At 73.1% G+C, this 15,749-nt stretch carries 15 protein-coding genes; 12 read left to right on the plus strand and 3 right to left on the minus strand.

Annotated features, from left to right (window positions below; all coding sequences use genetic code 11):
* The first annotated feature begins 123 nt into the window (after positions 1 to 123).
* The 3 genes from ACFW3D_RS07110 (at position 124) to ACFW3D_RS07120 (ending at position 2,761) form a co-directional block, all read left to right on the plus strand.
* On the plus strand, positions 124 to 999 hold the full coding sequence (locus ACFW3D_RS07110; RefSeq protein WP_500502327.1) for a glycerophosphodiester phosphodiesterase: 876 nt from the start codon (positions 124 to 126) through the stop codon (positions 997 to 999).
* Between the two features lie 158 nt (positions 1,000 to 1,157).
* Positions 1,158 to 1,679, plus strand: a complete 522-nt coding sequence (locus ACFW3D_RS07115; RefSeq protein ID WP_500502329.1) for an ATP-binding protein — start codon at positions 1,158 to 1,160, stop codon at positions 1,677 to 1,679.
* Between the two features lie 110 nt (positions 1,680 to 1,789).
* A complete protein-coding gene (locus tag ACFW3D_RS07120) occupies positions 1,790 to 2,761 on the plus strand; it encodes a DUF5926 family protein (protein ID WP_500502331.1) in 972 nt (323 codons plus the stop codon).
* 202 nt (positions 2,762 to 2,963) lie between these two features.
* Here the strand turns inward: ACFW3D_RS07120 and ACFW3D_RS07125 are convergent, their stop codons facing one another.
* Both ACFW3D_RS07125 and ACFW3D_RS07130 read right to left on the minus strand, forming a co-directional pair.
* The gene (locus ACFW3D_RS07125; protein WP_500502334.1) at positions 2,964 to 3,494 is read right to left on the minus strand and encodes a hypothetical protein; all 531 of its coding nucleotides are present in this window, start codon (positions 3,492 to 3,494) and stop codon (positions 2,964 to 2,966) included.
* Positions 3,495 to 3,642: 148 nt separating this feature from the next.
* Positions 3,643 to 4,296 carry a bifunctional DNA primase/polymerase gene (locus ACFW3D_RS07130; RefSeq protein ID WP_500502336.1) on the minus strand — a complete coding sequence of 218 codons (654 nt, stop codon included), beginning with the start codon at positions 4,294 to 4,296 and terminating at the stop codon, positions 3,643 to 3,645.
* Positions 4,297 to 4,884: 588 nt separating this feature from the next.
* Here ACFW3D_RS07130 and ACFW3D_RS07135 point away from each other — a divergent pair.
* Both ACFW3D_RS07135 and ACFW3D_RS07140 read left to right on the plus strand, forming a co-directional pair.
* Positions 4,885 to 6,276 (plus strand): PP2C family protein-serine/threonine phosphatase, encoded by a 1,392-nt coding sequence (locus ACFW3D_RS07135; RefSeq protein WP_500502339.1) that lies wholly within the window; start codon positions 4,885 to 4,887, stop codon positions 6,274 to 6,276.
* Between the two features lie 45 nt (positions 6,277 to 6,321).
* Positions 6,322 to 7,809, plus strand: a complete 1,488-nt coding sequence (locus ACFW3D_RS07140) for an aminopeptidase P family protein (protein WP_500502341.1) — start codon at positions 6,322 to 6,324, stop codon at positions 7,807 to 7,809.
* A 63-nt stretch (positions 7,810 to 7,872) separates the two neighbouring features.
* Here ACFW3D_RS07140 and ACFW3D_RS07145 read toward each other — a convergent pair whose 3' ends face one another.
* The gene (locus ACFW3D_RS07145) at positions 7,873 to 8,319 is read right to left on the minus strand and encodes an ATP-binding protein (protein ID WP_018558220.1); all 447 of its coding nucleotides are present in this window, start codon (positions 8,317 to 8,319) and stop codon (positions 7,873 to 7,875) included.
* A 212-nt stretch (positions 8,320 to 8,531) separates the two neighbouring features.
* Between ACFW3D_RS07145 and ACFW3D_RS07150 the strand changes: the two genes are divergently transcribed.
* The 7 genes from ACFW3D_RS07150 (at position 8,532) to pheA (ending at position 15,422) form a co-directional block, all read left to right on the plus strand.
* Positions 8,532 to 9,275, plus strand: coding sequence for a hypothetical protein (locus ACFW3D_RS07150; RefSeq protein ID WP_500502343.1), 744 nt, complete (start codon positions 8,532 to 8,534; stop codon positions 9,273 to 9,275).
* Positions 9,276 to 9,371: 96 nt separating this feature from the next.
* Positions 9,372 to 10,139, plus strand: coding sequence for a YcnI family copper-binding membrane protein (locus tag ACFW3D_RS07155; protein WP_500502345.1), 768 nt, complete (start codon positions 9,372 to 9,374; stop codon positions 10,137 to 10,139).
* A 77-nt stretch (positions 10,140 to 10,216) separates the two neighbouring features.
* Positions 10,217 to 10,882 carry an SCO family protein gene (locus ACFW3D_RS07160; protein WP_500502347.1) on the plus strand — a complete coding sequence of 222 codons (666 nt, stop codon included), beginning with the start codon at positions 10,217 to 10,219 and terminating at the stop codon, positions 10,880 to 10,882.
* Positions 10,879 to 11,328 carry a copper chaperone PCu(A)C gene (locus ACFW3D_RS07165; protein ID WP_500502350.1) on the plus strand — a complete coding sequence of 150 codons (450 nt, stop codon included), beginning with the start codon at positions 10,879 to 10,881 and terminating at the stop codon, positions 11,326 to 11,328. The genes ACFW3D_RS07160 and ACFW3D_RS07165 overlap by 4 nt, the downstream gene beginning before the upstream one ends.
* Before the next feature lie 10 nt (positions 11,329 to 11,338).
* Positions 11,339 to 13,225, plus strand: coding sequence for a copper resistance CopC/CopD family protein (locus tag ACFW3D_RS07170; protein WP_500502352.1), 1,887 nt, complete (start codon positions 11,339 to 11,341; stop codon positions 13,223 to 13,225).
* On the plus strand, positions 13,222 to 14,457 hold the full coding sequence (gene efeB, locus ACFW3D_RS07175; protein WP_500502354.1) for an iron uptake transporter deferrochelatase/peroxidase subunit: 1,236 nt from the start codon (positions 13,222 to 13,224) through the stop codon (positions 14,455 to 14,457). Before ACFW3D_RS07170 ends, efeB begins: the two co-directional genes overlap by 4 nt.
* Before the next feature lie 35 nt (positions 14,458 to 14,492).
* The gene (gene pheA / locus ACFW3D_RS07180; RefSeq protein WP_500502357.1) at positions 14,493 to 15,422 is read left to right on the plus strand and encodes a prephenate dehydratase; all 930 of its coding nucleotides are present in this window, start codon (positions 14,493 to 14,495) and stop codon (positions 15,420 to 15,422) included.
* The last annotated feature ends 327 nt before the right edge of the window (positions 15,423 to 15,749 follow it).

The raw sequence follows: 15,749 nt of genomic DNA on the forward strand, positions 1-15,749 counted from the left end.
GTGCGTACGGTTACGGCTACGGTACGTACGACGACCGTCGTGATGGACACAGCTTTTCCCACCGGGTGTCAGACCGCCGTAAGCAGCGGCCGTTCCCGGTCCGGCGGATGGCACGATAGCCCGGTGACCGATCTCCGCGCGATCCAGGTCGTGGCTCACCGGGGAGCGTCCGAGGACGCCCCGGAGCACACGCTCGCCGCCTACCGGAAGGCCATCGAGGACGGCGCGGACGCCCTGGAGTGCGACGTACGCCTCACCGCCGACGGCACGCTGGTCTGCGTGCACGACCGCCGGGTGAACCGCACCTCCAACGGGCGGGGCGCGGTGTCCGCGCTGGAACTGGCCGACCTCAGGACCCTGGACTTCGGCAGCTGGAAGGCGGAGGCCGGCACCGGACGGGCCGGGGGGCCGCGGCGGCGCCCGTCCGCGGAGCTGCGCTCCCTCCTCGACGCGGACGCCGAGGCCCCCGACCGCTCCGACGGCGACCCCGACGAGCTCAGCCGCGTCCTGACCCTCGAGCGGCTGCTGGAGCTGGTCGCGGACACCGGCCGCCGGGTGGAGCTGGCGATCGAGACCAAGCACCCCACGCGCTGGGCGGGCCAGGTCGAGGAACGGCTGGTGGAGCTGCTGGACCGGTTCGGGATGCTGTGGCCCGAGCCGGGCGAGCCGTCCCGGGTCCGCGTCATGAGCTTCTCCTCGCGCTCCCTGCGCCGGATCCGGATGGCCTCGCGCGACCTGCCGACCGTCTTCCTGATGCAGTACGTACTGCCCCGGCACCGCGACGGCCGGTTGCCGGCCGGGGTGGGGATCGCCGGTCCGGGCATCCGCATCCTGCGCGCCAACCCCGGTTACGTGGAGCGGCTGCACGAGGCGGGGCACCGGGTGCACGTGTGGACGGTCAACGAACCCGAGGACGTCGAACTCTGCGTACGGCTCGGCGTCGACGCCGTCATCACCAACCGCCCGCGGCAGGTGCTGGCCCAACTCGGGCGCTGCTGAACGGAATACGGACGATCGCACTCCCCGGGCGGTGTGCACCGGCGCGTTCCGAACCTGTTCGATCGTTGGGTGTGCCCCAAGAGATCGCAGTTGGCCGGTTTCCGGCCCAGAACGAGAGGGCATCCATCCCGTGGCGTGGGGTGAAGGAGGTCTCGGGGGTGGCGTTGGTGGTGGCCCAGGAGGTGCCGACGTCCTCGACCATGGCCTTGCCTCATGGTCCGGCGGGCGTGGCCGAGGCGCGGCGCAGGCTGCGCAAGGAACTCTGCGCGTACGGGGTCGCGGAACCGGTCGTCGACGACGCCGTTCTCATCCTGTCGGAACTGCTCAGCAACTCCTGCCGGCACGCCCGGCCGTTGGGCGAGGACGCACCGTCCTCGGGCGGCAGCGGTATCAGGGCCGCCTGGCGGATCGAGGAGGACGGGCTGCTGACGGTGGAGGTCACCGACGGCGGCGGGCCCACCCGCCCGCTTCCGGCCAGCCCCTCGCTCACCGCCCGCGGCGGCCGCGGGCTGGGCATCGTACGGAACCTGTCGCTGCGCTGGGGCGTGCGCGACGCCCCCGGCGAGGTCACGGTGTGGGCGATGCTCGCGGTGCGCAGCCGGCACGCGCGGCGTGACGACCTCGTGCCCCAACTCGACGTCCCGATCGACTTCGCGGACCCCTTCGACGACCTCGCGTAGGTCCCGCGGGGCGGTTGCCGGGCCTCCACGGGCGCGACCTCCGATGAGGGCGGACGGCGTGGCGCTAGGCTCACGGCCGGAACACCGCCGTTACCGGGAGAGATCGAGCCATGGCGAAGAAGCGCCCGACGAAGACGAAGGCCCCCGCCCGCCCGCAGATCACCGACGGGGAGATCCCCGCCGTCGGGGCCCGGGAACCCTGCCCGTGCGGCTCGGGCCGGCGTTACAAGGCGTGCCACGGCCGTGAGGCGGCGCACGCGGTGACGGAGCTGGTGCGGCGTCCCTTCGAGGGCCTGCCGGGCGAGTGCGACTGGGTGGCGCTGCGCGAGCTGGTGCCCGCCGCCACGGCCGAGTTGACGCTCAAGGACCCGCTGCCGGAGGGCGTGCCGTCCGTCACGCTGGCGACCGTGCTGCCGATGGCCTGGCCGGGGCTGCGCCGGGACACCGGCGCGGTGCTGCTGGGCCTGCAAAACGACACCGCCTCCGGGGACATCAGCCGGGACCTGGCGGACACCCTGCTCCGCTCGCTGCGGGCGGAGCCGGGCAACCCGGTGGGCGGGGAGCGCCCGGCGCCCGACGGTCCCCGGCTGCAGGACCTGCTGGACCTCGGCGCCGCGTTCGAGCCCGTGGTGCACACCGGTTTCGAGTTCTGGCTGGAGAACGCGGAGTCCGCCACCGGCGAGGTCGCCGCCTCCCTGGAGCGGGCGAACGCGGCCGTGATCCCGACCGTGCGGCTGACCGGTGTCGACGCGGCGTACTGGTGCGAGACCCCGGAGAAGAACCACCTGCGCTGGGTCATGCCGCACCCCGAGGAGCAGTTGCTGGACGCGCTGGCCCGGCTGCATGCCGCGGGCGCCTCGTCGCTCGGCGAGGACACCCGGCTGGTGGGCTCCTTCCGGGCGCACGGGCTGGTCGTCCCGGTGTGGGACCTGCCGACGGGCGTCTCGGCGGACGAGGTCGAGAAGCCGGCGGCGGCCTTCGGCGAGCGGCTGGCCGAGGCGCTGGAGCGGACGGCCCCGCTGACGCCGGAGGAGCGGCGGGCGCGCAGCGGTTTCACCAACCGGCAGATCACCCTGAGCTGACCGGTCTCCCGCGCCGGCAGCCGCAGTTCAGGCCTTGATCGCCGCTGGGTGATCCTGGTCACAGCCGCTGCCGGCCGGGCCCGGAACGCGGGCCTGAACCCGTACCCCGGATTTGCGTACGGGCGAAGTCTTGTTACCGTTTAAACAGTCCGGTCGCTGGTGCATCCCCCGTCGCCAGCGACCGGACGTTTCCATGTCCGGGTCAATGCTCGGATCCACTGCGCAGCAACGGGCGTTCCCCGCCCTGCTCGGCGATCTCCGCCACCGCCGTGTACGGCCCCGCCGCCCCCGCCACCGTAGGCTCGCGCGGCGTCTCGCAGCTCCCGCTCCCCCCGTCCGCGGTGATGACACACCGCGCCTGCACCGTCCGGCCGTCGGGGGCCATGAGGGTCAGCACGCCGTCCAGGGGCCGCCCCGTGGTGTTGCTGTAGTACGTGCGCGCCCAGGTGTCGCCGTCCTCGCCGATGGTGCAGGTCTGCGCCCGCAGGCCTGCCGGCGAGGTGAGTTGGGGACCGCACGATGCGGTCTGGCGTTCGGATCCGGCCAGCTTCGGCAGGCTGTCGAAGACACTGGAACCGCTTGACAGGGGCTTGTCGTCGGTGACCGCCGTCGTCACGTCCACGGGCACGGCGGGGAGTACGGTCCCGGCGGTGGCGCCGGTCAGGGGCAGCATCGCGGCGACCGCCACGACCGTGGCGAGGGCGGCCATCCGCAGGTTCGGCGCACGCATCATGCACAGAACATAGCGGGAGAAACGGACATGGAGCGGGGGTCGTTGCCCATTCGCCGGGCAACGATTCCCGCTCCTACCCGAACGAGTGACGGCCGACGGCGACGACGGCCGTCACGCACCTCCCACGGGCCCCGCCGCGGGGCCCCGGTCAGTACGAGAGCCGGCTGCCGTCCGGCGCCGTACGCCCCGCCTGCACGAGGGTGTCGACGACCACCCGCACGCTCGGCAGCCACGGTGCCCGGTCGCCCGGGTCCACCACCGGCCGCCGGACCCAGCGTGCCCCCGCGGTGCCGCCGGATCCGACCGGGGAGGGCGGCAGGACGAGGTAACCGCCCTCGCCGTGGTACCGCAGCGAACTCGGCACCCATTCGTGGCGGTCGAGCAACTCGCCGAGCTCTTCCAGGGAGTACGGCTCCACCAGCACCGCGAAGCGCGTGGGGGTGGCCACGACCGGGCCGGTGCGCACCCCCAGCTTGCCGAAGGCGCCCAGCGCGCGCGCCCCCGCCACGGCCGGCAGGCTCACCGCCGAGACCCGGTCGCCGGTGGCGAGCACGAGCGGCTGGTCCGGCCGCCGCGTCCACCACCAGCGGACCATCCGTGGATCGCGGGTCGCCGCGAGGAGGCCCGGATCGTGCGGATGGGCGCCCGGCACCGGACAGTCGGGCCGCAGGCAGGCGCAACCGCCGCGTGCGTCCGTACCGGCTCCGGGTACCACGGGCCAGTGCCACCGTTCGGCGCAGGTGAGCGCCGCACGCAGCAGCTCGGGACTGCTCTTGCGTCGCTTTCCGAGGATCTCGCGCATCTGCGCTCGTTCCTTTCCGTTAGCGCTCAGGGATCTGCCCATGACACAACGTAATCTGGAGCACACCGCTTACGAGTCAGCGCATCACGTCTCGAGCCGAGCGTGGAACGTGGCGGGGGGTGGCGCACACTGGCGCTTGTTCGTCCTGCGGAGTGCTGGGAACTGCTGCGTGTGCTTGCGTGTGCTGCTGTGTGCGGTCCCGCTGGCTGTGCAACAACCCCGCCTGGGGGGAGGGTCGGCCGTCTCCGTCTATGACGCCCTGGCCGGGCGCCGGGTTCCTGAGGCCGCCAACTCCCATCCCGTACGTACCCACTGCGATGGATATGACGCGCTGTCGAACCCCTTCAGTCGACAACTAATTGTGGCACGCGGTGCCCTTTTTCGGCCATAGTCCTGCATCTCCCCGGACTCGCCGACACCAGCCCTTCCACCTGCGCAATCCTGGACACACCCACGAGTACGCGGTAGAAGGGAATCCATTGATAGCGGCGCAGCATGAGCTTGGGGGTTTGCGATGCTATTGACGGAAATGCGCTGCTCTGCGGAGCCGTCGCCGCGGCACGACGAAGATCGTGAAAGCCGGCGGCCATGAGCGCCGCGCGCCTTCCGAAAGTGGCCGGAATCGACCCACCCATTCCGACACCGGCGCACACTGCCTCCCCCGTGGTCGAACGGCAATCCCATCCGGATGACCCGGACGCCCGTCCCGGGACACCGGATCAGGTCGGCCAACTCACCGCCGCGCAGGACAGGCTGGCCTCCTGGATCTCCGACCTGACCACCCTGCACGAGCTCACGGAGCGGCTGGCCAGGACCGCGACCCTGCACGACGCGCTGCGCGAACTGCTGCGCGCCGGCGGCGCCTTGGTCGGTGCCCGGCGCGGTCTGGCCGCCGTCTCCCCCGCCGACCGGCTGAGTCCGGCCACCGTCGTCGGCCTCGGTCTCGGGCCGGCCGAGCTCGGCGCGCTGGAGACCGTCCCGCTGCCCGCGGCGCCCGAGGCGGTGCCCGCGGAGGAGATCCACACCGACCTGTGCCGCGAGCCCGGGATCGACCCGCGCCACCGCGAGGTCGCCCTGCGGCTCGGCTTCGGCGCCAGCTACGCCGTCCGTCTGTCCGCGGACTCCGCCGGCCGGCTGGGCTCCGCGCTGTGGTTCTACGACGAGCCGGCCGAACCCGTCGAGCGCCGGCGCCACCTCATCGGCCTGTACTGCCGCCACGCGGCCGAGCACCTGGCCCGGCTGCTGGAGCTGGACCGCAGCCGCGCCACCGTCGCCACGCTCCGCCAGGAGCTGCTGCCGACCAGGCTGCCGCGGGTCCCCGGCGTCCGGCTGGCCGTACGGCACCGCCCGGCCGCCGGGGGCGGGGGCGACTGGTACGACGCCCTCCCGCTGCCCGAAGGCGCGCTGGGGCTGTCGGTCGGCGGGGTGAGCGGCGGCGGCATGAGCGCGGTGGCCGCGATGGGACGGATGCGGGCCTCGCTGCGGGCGTACGCGGTGATGGAGGGCGAGGACCCGGTCGCGGTCCTGTCCGACCTGGAGCTGCTGCTGCGGCTGACCGAGCCCGCCCGGTCGGCGACGGCGCTGTTCGCGTACGCCGAGCCGGCCTCCCGGAAGGTCGTGGTCGCGGGGGCGGGGCACTGCCCCCCGCTCGTCGTCGGCGGGCACCGGGTCGAGTACGTGGAGACCTCGCTGTCCGCGCCGCTGGGCATGCTCAGCTGCTGGGAGGCTCCCAGCGTCGAGTTCCGGGCACTGGCCGGGGAGACCCTGCTGCTCTACACCGACGGCCTGCTGCACCGCACCGGCGATCCCGTCGACCGTGCCTTCGCCCGCCTGCACGCGGCCGCGGCGTCCGCCCCGCGGTCCGCCCGGGACGACCCGGCGCAGCTGGTGGAGCACGTCCTGCACACCATGCTCCCCGACGACCACGAGGACCCCCACCCGACCGAGGACGTCGTCCTGCTCGCCGCCCGCTTCGACTGAGCTCCGGCGGGGACCGCCGACGACCGTCCTCCGCACCCACTTACGATGGGGTGGTCTACTGCGAGGAGGCATGACGTGGCCGAGGACCGCGCTCCGGAGACCCCGGAAGGCGACGAGCCCATCAAGCAGCGGAAGAACGGCCTGTACCCGGCCGTCTCCGACGAGCTCACCGAGGTGATGAAGTCCGGCTGGGCGGACACCGAACTGCGCGACCTGCAGCCGGTCGAGCAGGCACCGTACGCCGCCAAGCGGCGCGCGGCGCTGTCGGCGCGCTTCCCCGGCGAGCGGCTGGTGGTCCCGGCGGGCAATCTGCGCACCCGCGCCAACGACACGGACTACCCCTTCCGTGCCGCCAGCGAGTACGTCCACCTCACCGGCGACCAGACGCAGGACGCCGTCCTGGTCCTGGAGCCCAACGGTGACGGATCTCACGACGCCACCGCCTACCTGCTCCCCCGCTCCTCCCGGGAGAACGGCGAGTTCTGGCTGGACGGCCAGGGAGAGCTGTGGACCGGCCGCCGGCACAGCCTGGCCGAGGGCGAGGTCCTGCTGGGCCTGCCGTGCGCCGACGTCCGCAAGGTCGCCGACGTGCTGCGCGAGGCCACCGGCCCGGTCCGGGTCGTCCGCGGCTACGACGCCGGCATCGAGGCGGCGCTGACCGACAAGGTCACCGCCGAGCGCGACGCCGAGCTGAAGGAGTTCCTGTCCGAGCTGCGGCTGGTCAAGGACGAGTGGGAGATCGGCGAGCTGCAGAAGGCCTGCGACTCCACCGCCCGCGGCTTCGAGGACGTCGTCCGGGTGCTGGACAAGGCCGAGGCGACCTCCGAGCGCTACATCGAGGGAACGTTCTTCCTGCGGGCCCGCGTCGAGGGCAACGACGTCGGTTACGGCTCCATCTGCGCGGCCGGCCCGCACGCCTGCACCCTGCACTGGGTCCGCAACGACGGCCCGGTCCGCTCCGGCGACCTGCTGCTGCTCGACGCCGGCGTGGAGACCCACAGCCTCTACACCGCCGACGTCACCCGCACGCTGCCGGTGAGCGGCACGTACAGCGACATCCAGCGGAAGATCTACGACGCCGTGTACGACGCCCAGGAGGCCGGCATCGCCGCCGTCCGCCCGGGCGCCGCCTACCGTGACTTCCACGACGCCGCCCAGCGCGTGCTCACCGAGCGGCTCGTCGAGTGGGGCCTGGTCGAGGGCCCGGTCGAGCGCGTGCTCGAGCTCGGCCTGCAGCGCCGCTGGACCCTCCACGGCACCGGCCACATGCTGGGCCTGGACGTCCACGACTGCGCCGCCGCCCGCACCGAGACCTACGTCAACGGCACGCTGGAGCCGGGCGTGGTCCTCACCGTCGAGCCGGGCCTGTACTTCCAGGCCGACGACCTGACCGTGCCGGAGGAGTACCGGGGCATCGGCGTCCGCATCGAGGACGACATCCTCGTCACCGAGGACGGCAACCGGAACCTCAGCGACGGCCTGCCGCGCCGCTCCGACGAGGTCGAGCGCTGGATGGCGGCCCTCAAGGGCTGACCCCCGCCACCCGGACGGACGGCCGGGGCCGCACGGACCTCCGTGGGCCCCGGCCTCCGTGCGTCAGGAGACCTTGAGCAGCGAGTCGTCCCGCCACTTGAGGATCTTGTCGAAACTGACCACCGCCCCGTGCCCGGGACGGTTGTGGAAGTGGACGTGGTCCACCAGGGCCTCGATCAGGAAGAGCCCGCGCCCGTGCTCGGCGTGCTGGTCCTTCTTCGCCAGCGGGCGTACGGAGTGGTGCGTACGGCGCAGGTCCGGGGCGAAGCCCGGGCCGGAGTCCGCCACCTCGATGCGGCAGCGGTCGCCCTCGATGCGGGCCGTGACCCGGTACTCGCCGTGGGCGGCGTGCTCAACGGCGTTGGCACAGGCCTCGGTGAGGGCGACGGACAGGTCGTAGGAGATGTCCGGGTCCACCCCGGCCGTCTCCATCGTCCCCAGCAGGAGCCGGCGGGCGAGCGGAACGCTCGCAGCCTCGCGCCGCAAGTGGAGGGACCACCAGATGCTCATGCTCAGCCTCCTGGCTGCGGCTCGACATACCGATACGTATTGCCCCGAAACACGGTCGGTAAGCGTGGCGTTGACGTGATGCCAGCCATACGGCGGATGCCCTCGCTCCGTGGGCCGGTGTAGGAGCGGCGCCGGACGTCATAGCACAGACCGGCGTGTTCCGGGCCCCGCCGTTCGCGAGAGGGGTGCTCGGTGAGAGGATGACGCCCGTCATGTCTTCTCCCGTGCGCGCCGGCGCCGATCTGCGACTGCTGCGGGCCGCGGTGTTCACCGCGGTCTGCGTCGTGTTGTCCGCGGGCGCGCACATGCTGGCTTCGGGGCACGGGGTGCCCGGCTGGACGCTGGCGGTGGGCTGGCTCGTCGTCTTCGCGTTCGTCGCCCCGCTCGCCGGGCGGGAGCGCTCGATGCCCGCCATCGCGGCCGGCCTCGCGGGCGGACAGCTCGTGCTGCACGTGCTGTTCAACGTGGGCGGGATCTGCGGTGCCGGCGGGATGGCCGAGATCGCCGGACGGCTGCTCTGCGACGAGCGGACGACGGCGCTGCCCTCCCACACGCACGCCCTCGCCGGAACGGTCCACACGGCAGGCATGCACGGGATGGCCGCGATGCCCGGGATGCCCCCCGTGGCCGCCGAGAGCACGATGCTCTCCTACAGCCTTCCCATGCTCCTCGCGCACGTGGTGGCCGCGGTGACCGTCGGCTGGCTGCTGCGCCGCGGCGAGGCCGCGCTGTGGCGGCTGGTCGCGCTGTCGGTCCGCGGGCTGGCCGAGCTGTCGGGCGGCGCCCTGCGCCATGCCGTGGCGCTCGTACGCCTGCTGCTGACGGGGAGCTTGGCCGCGCACGGCACCGTCCCCACCGCGGGCCGCCCCGACGGCTCCGGCCGTGTGCCGCGCACGGTGCTGCTGCGGCACAGCCTGGCCCGGCGCGGTCCGCCGGCGTACGCCCCCGCGGCCTGAACGCGACCCGCTCCACCGACGTATGAGGGCGGAATCGCGCGCGCCGCACGCGTGCCATCCGTCTCCTTCCCTCCGTCACCGTGGAGTCTCCGCATCATGAACACCGTCATGCGCCGCGCCACCGCCCTCGCCGCCGTCACCGGGGCGGCCGTGCTCGCCACCGCCGTCCCCGCCTTCGCGCACGTGAGCGTCCAGCCCGGCAACGCCGCCAAGGGCGGCTACAGCACGGTCGCGTTCAAGGTCCCCAACGAGGACGACAAGGCGTCGACGATCAAGGTCGAGGTCAACCTGCCGGGCGACCACCCGATCGCCTCCGTCTCCGTCCAGCCGGTGCCCGGCTGGACGGTGCAGATCACCAAGACCAAGCTCAAGACCCCGCTGAAGACCGGGCACGGCGACCTCACCGAGGCCGTCTCGAAGATCACCTGGAGCGGCGGGCAGATCAAGCCCGGCGAGTTCCAGCAGTTCCCGGTCTCCCTGGGCCCGCTGCCCGAGGACACCGACCAGCTGGTCTTCAAGGCCCTCCAGACGTACGACGACAAGCAGGTCGTGCGCTGGATCGAGGAGCAGCAGAAGGGCGAGGACGAGCCGGAGCACCCGGCGCCCGTGCTGGCCCTCTCCGACGCCGCGGACGACGGCCACGGCCACGACGACGCCGCCGCCGCGGACGACAAGAAGGACGACGCCAAGGCCGAGGCCGTCTCGGCGACCGGCGACGCCGCCACCGAGAAGGCCGCCTCCGCCGACGCGAGTGACACCACCGCCCGGGTGCTGGGTGTCGTCGGCATCGTCGTCGGCGTGCTCGGCCTCGCCTTCGGCGTGCTGGCCGGCCGCCGCCGCGGCACGGGCACCCCGTCCGCCTGACGCACCATCGCCGGGGCGGCCGCCGTGCACGCACCGCGGCCGCCCCGGCGCCGCAACGAATTCCTGGGGAACCCCTGATGCGTACCACCCTCAGGGCGGCAGCCTCGGCCGCCGCCGTCGCCGCACTCGCCCTGACCCTCGCCGCCTGCGGCGGCACGGACGGCGGAGCGGACGCCTCCGGCGCCGATCCGATCGTCTCCGTCGACGCGACACCGAAGGCGGCGACCGTCCTCGACACGCCGTTCGAGAAGCCGGACATGGTCCTCGAGGACACGCACGGCAAGACGTACGACTTCGTCGAGCGGACCAAGGGCCGGCCGACCCTGCTCTTCTTCGGCTACACCCACTGCCCGGACGTCTGCCCGACGACGATGAGCGACATCGCCATCGCCAAGTCGAAGCTGCCCGCGGCGGAACAGAACAAGCTCGTCGTGGTCTTCGTGACGACCGACCCCGAGCGCGACACCCCGGAGCGGCTCGGCGAGTGGCTGGGCGCGCAGGACAAGTCCTTCGTCGGCCTCACCGGTGACTTCGCCACCATCCAGGCGGGCGCGCGCACGCTCGGCGTGGACGTGGAGAAGCCCGTGAAGGAGAAGGACGGCAGCGTCACCGTGACGCACGGCGCCCAGGTCATCGCGTACTCGCCGAAGGACGACAAGGCGCACGCGCTGTACATGTCGGGCACCACGTCCGAGGAGTTCGGCGCCGACCTGCCGAAGATCATCGCGGGACGGACGCCGTGACCCGCTCCCTGCGGCGGATCCCCGTGGCGGCGGCCCTGCTGCTGCTCGGCGCCACGGCCTGCTCCGGGTCACCGGACGGCCCCGAACTGAAGGTGAGCGGCGCCTACATCCCGCAGCCCGCGCTGGCGGACATGGCGGCCGGCTACTTCACCGTCACCAACACCGGCGACCGGGACGCCCGGCTGACCTCCGTCACCAGCGACCTGTCCGCCGGCATCACCCTGCACAGCACCGAGGACAACCGGATGCGCCGGGTGACCTCCTTCACCGTCCCCGCGGGCGGGCGGCTCACGCTCGCGCTCGGCGGCAACCACCTGATGCTGACGGACCTGGAGCACAAGCCCGTGGCCGGCGAGCGGGTCGCGCTGCGACTGCACTTCGACGACGCCGACACCATCGACGTACGGGTCCCGGTCGAGCCCGCGGGCTACCGCCCGGGGGACTGAGGAGAGCGCCATGAGGGTGATGACGAAGTCCGCGCTGCGCCTGCTGGCCGTGCCGCTCGCCGTGCTCGGCCTGCTGCTCGGCACCGCGGCGCCGGCATCCGCGCACGCCGCGCTGGTCGGCTCCGACCCGGCCCAGGGATCGGTGGTCAGGACCGCGCCGGCGCAGGTGCGGCTGACCTTCTCCGAGGGCGTGCTGCTGTCGAAGGACGCCATCCGCGTCCTCGGCCCGGACGGCAGGCGCGCCGAGACCGGCGACGCGAACGACGGCGGCCGGGGGAACACCACCGCGGCCGTCGCCCTGCGCCCGGGGCTCGGCAACGGCACGTACACCGTCGCGTGGAAGGCCGTCTCGGCCGACAGCCACCCGGTGGCCGGCGCCTTCACCTTCTCCATCGGCGCACCCTCCAAGACCTCGGTGGCGCTGCCCGCCCAGGAGGTGGGCGGCGGCATCGTGGGCACCCTGTACGACATCGCCCGCTACGCCGCCTACCTCGGCTTCGCGCTGCTGGTCGGCGCCGCCTTCTTCATCGGCGTGTGCTGGCCGGACGGCGCGCGGACGCGGTCGATGCGGCGGCTGGTGGCCACCGGCTGGGCCGCGATGGTCGCCGCGACCATACTGCTGCTGATGCTGCGCGCCCCGTACGCGAACGGGGGAGGCCTCGGCGACGCCTTCGACCTCGGCGGCGTACGGGAGGTCCTGGACACCCGGCCCGGCGCGGCACTGCTGTCCCGGCTGCTGCTGCTCGCCGCGGGCGCGGTGTTCATCGCCGTGCTCTTCGGCAGCTGGGCCAAGCGGGAGGACCCGGTCGAACGCCAGGACCTCGCCTGGGGCCTGGCCATCGGCGGCACGGTCGTGTCGGTCGGCCTGGCCGCGACGTGGGCCATGGCCGAGCACGCCTCGGTCGGCATCCAGGCGTCGGTGGCGATGCCCGTCGACATCGTGCACCTGCTGGCCATGGCCGTCTGGCTCGGCGGTCTCACCTCCCTGCTGGTCGCGTTGTGGGGCGGGCAGCGCGTGGAACGGGCCACGGTGCAGCGCTTCTCGCGGATCGCCTTCGGGGCGGTGGTGACCCTGGTCGTCACCGGCGTCTACCAGTCCTGGCGTCAGCTCGGCTCCTGGGACGCGCTGGTGTCCACCGGCTACGGGCAGCTGCTGCTGGTCAAGGTCGGCCTGGTCATCCTGCTGGTGGAGCTGGCCTGGCTGTCCCGCCGCTGGACCGGGCGGCTCGGCGAGGCGGCCGTACGCGGCAGAGCCGCCGTCGCCCAGCCGGTCGCGGCGGGACGCAAGGGCGGGGGCAGCGCGGGCGGCGATGGCGCGTCCGGGCGCGCCGAGCAGCTGGCCCGGCAGGAGGCCGCGCTGGCAAAGGAGCGCGCCCGCAAGGAGCGCGACGCCGATGCCGAGCGCACGGGGCTGCGCAAGTCGGTACTGGCGGAGGTGGCCGTCGCGGTCGTGGTGCTGGCCGTCACGACGCTGCTGACCGGCACCCAGCCGGGCAGGGCCGCCGAGGAGGGCGCCGCGCAGCAGGCGACGGCACCGGTGGCCGAGGTGCCCGAGCCGCTGGACGTGAGGATCCCGTTCGACACCGGCGGCCGCGACGGCAAGGGCGAGGCGGAGGTGACCCTGGACCCGGGCGGCATCGCCGAGAACGAGCTCCACCTGCTGGTGACCGCCCCCGACGGCCGGGCCTTCGACGTCCCCGAGGTGCAGATCTCCTTCACCCTGAAGGCCAAGAAGATCGGGCCCATCCCGGTGACGCTGGGGAAGATCGACACCGGTCACTGGAGTGCCGAGAACGTCCAGATCCCGGTGCCCGGGGAGTGGACCATCGCCGTGACCGTCCGGACCTCGGACATCGACCAGGTCACCCGCACCAAGGTGGTGAAGATCGGCTCATGAACGACCGTCCTCAGCACCTCTCGCGGCGCCGACTGCTCGGCACCGCGGGCGCGGCGGGCGCCGCGGGACTGCTCGTGGGCGGCGCCTCGGGCGCCGTCACCGCGCACGCGACGCGCGACGAGGCCACCGCACTGACCTCGGTCGGCGCCACGGCCGTCCCCTTCCACGGCACCCACCAGGCGGGCATCACCACCCCGCTGCAGGCCCGCGGCCACCTGGCCGCCTTCGACCTGGCCGCGGGTGCCGGCCGCAAGGGCGCCGCCGCCCTGCTGCGCCGCTGGTCGGAGGCGGCCGAGGCGATGACGGAGGGCCGGGCGCCCACGGGCGACAACCAGGTCGCCCTGGACGCCGGGCCGTCCTCGCTCACCGTCACCTTCGGTTTCGGCCGCACCTTCTTCACCAGGACGGAACTGACCGGCCTGATGCCGGAGGCCCTCGCCCCGCTGCCGGACTTCGCCTCCGACGCGCTCGACCGCGGGCGCAGCGACGGCGACCTGTGGATCCAGATCGGCGCCGACGACGCCCTGGTCGCCTTCCACGCGCTGCGGGTGCTGCAGAAGGAGGCCGCGGGCACGGCGGCGCTGCGCTGGCAGATGAACGGCTTCAACCGCACCCCCGGCACCACGGCCGAACCGCGTACCGCCCGCAACCTGATGGGCCAGGTCGACGGCTCCAACAACCCCCGGCCCTCCGACCCCGACTTCGCCGCGCGCGTCTTCGTCCCCGCCTCCGGTTCCCCGCGGTGGATGGCGGGCGGCTCGTACGTGGTCGTCCGGCGCATCCGCATGCTGCTGGACACCTGGGACAACCTCCCCCTGGAGCGCCAGGAGAAGGTGATCGGGCGCCGCAAGGCCGACGGCGCCCCGTTGTCCGGCGGCACCGAGGCGAGCAAGCCCGACCTCGACAAGACCGGCCCGGACGGACGTGCCTTCGCGATCGCCGCCGACGCGCACGTCCGCGTCGCCGCCCCGGCCTCCAACGGCGGCGCGGCGATGCTGCGGCGCGGCTACTCCTACCACGACGGCTACCGCGAGGACGGCGCGCCGGACGCCGGGCTGCTCTTCGTCGCCTGGCAGGCCGACCCGCTCAAGGGGTTCGTGCCGGTGCAGCGCAAGCTCGACCGGGGCGACGGCCTGTCGCGCTTCCTGCGCCACGAGGCCAGCGGGCTCTTCGCGGTCCCGGGCGGCGCTGCGCCGGGCGAGTACGTCGGCCAGCGGCTGCTGGAGTCCTGAGGAAGGGCGCCGTTCCAGGGCCTAGGCTGACAGACATGTCGCCGGCGAGCCGTTACACCTATCTCGGCCCTGAGGGCACTTTCACCGAGGCCGCGCTCCGGACGTTGCCGGAAGCGGCCACCCGCGAGCTGGTGCCGATGGTCTCGGTGCAGGCGGCGCTCGACGCGGTGCGCTGCGGGGAGGCGGCGGCCGCACTGGTGCCCATCGAGAACTCGATGGAGGGCGGCATCTCGGCGACGCTGGACGAACTGGCGGCGGGCTCACCGCTGATGATCTACCGCGAGGTGCTGCTGCGCATCGCGTTCGCGCTGCTGGTGCGCCCGGGCACGGGGTTCGGCGACGTCAAGACGGTGACCGGTCATCCGGCCGCCCAGGTGCAGGTCCGCAAGTGGCTGTCGGCGCACCTGCCGGACGCCGCCTGGGAGTCCGCGGCGTCGAACGCCGACGGCGCCCGGCTGGTGGCGGAGGGCCGGTACGACGCGGCCTTCGCGGGCGAGTTCGCGGCGCCGACGTACGGGCTGGAGCCGCTGGCCACCGAGATCCACGACGCGGCGAACGCCGAGACCCGCTTCGTGCTGGTCGGCCGTCCGGCCCGGCCGATCGCGCCGACCGGCGCCGACAAGACCTCCGCCGTGTTCTGGCTCGGCGACGACCATCCCGGCGCCCTGCTGGAACTGCTGCAGGAGTACGCGGTGCGCGGGGTCAACCTGATCCGCATCGAGTCGCGGCCCACCGGCGAGGGGATCGGCCGGTACTGCTTCTCGGTGGACTGCGAGGGGCACATCACCGAGCGCCGGGTGGGCGAGGCGCTGATGGGCCTGAAGCGGATCTGCCCGCAGGTGCGCTTCCTGGGCTCGTACCCGCGCGCGGACGAGGTGCCGCCGCAGCAGCGCAAGGGGACCACGGACGAGGAGTTCACCGCCGCGGCGGACTGGCTGGGCCGCGCCCTGGACGGGCGGGTCTGAGGCGTCCGAGCACCGCTTCCCCGGGGCCTTCGGTGAACAACCGGTGGCCCCTTCGGTTGTCCACCGCGTTATCCACAGGCCTCTGCCGCGGGCTGGGGATAAGTCGACAGAACAAGTCGCCCAACGAGCCGCCAGATCGACAAATCGGCACACTCGCGCCAAGTGGCCCCACAGACCCACAGGTCATCATTCGTCATCCCAATACCTTCGAACAACTCGATAGAGGGAAGAGTTCTCACTCGAAAGTGAGTGTTAGGACGGTTTGGACTGGGAATCCATGCCCCCGCACCCACCTCGCGGAATGATCAAGTCCATCTTCCACAGCCC

The organism is Streptomyces sp. NPDC058864, assembly GCF_042742985.1.
In the GTDB taxonomy this organism is placed as follows: Bacteria; Actinomycetota; Actinomycetes; order Streptomycetales; family Streptomycetaceae; genus Actinacidiphila.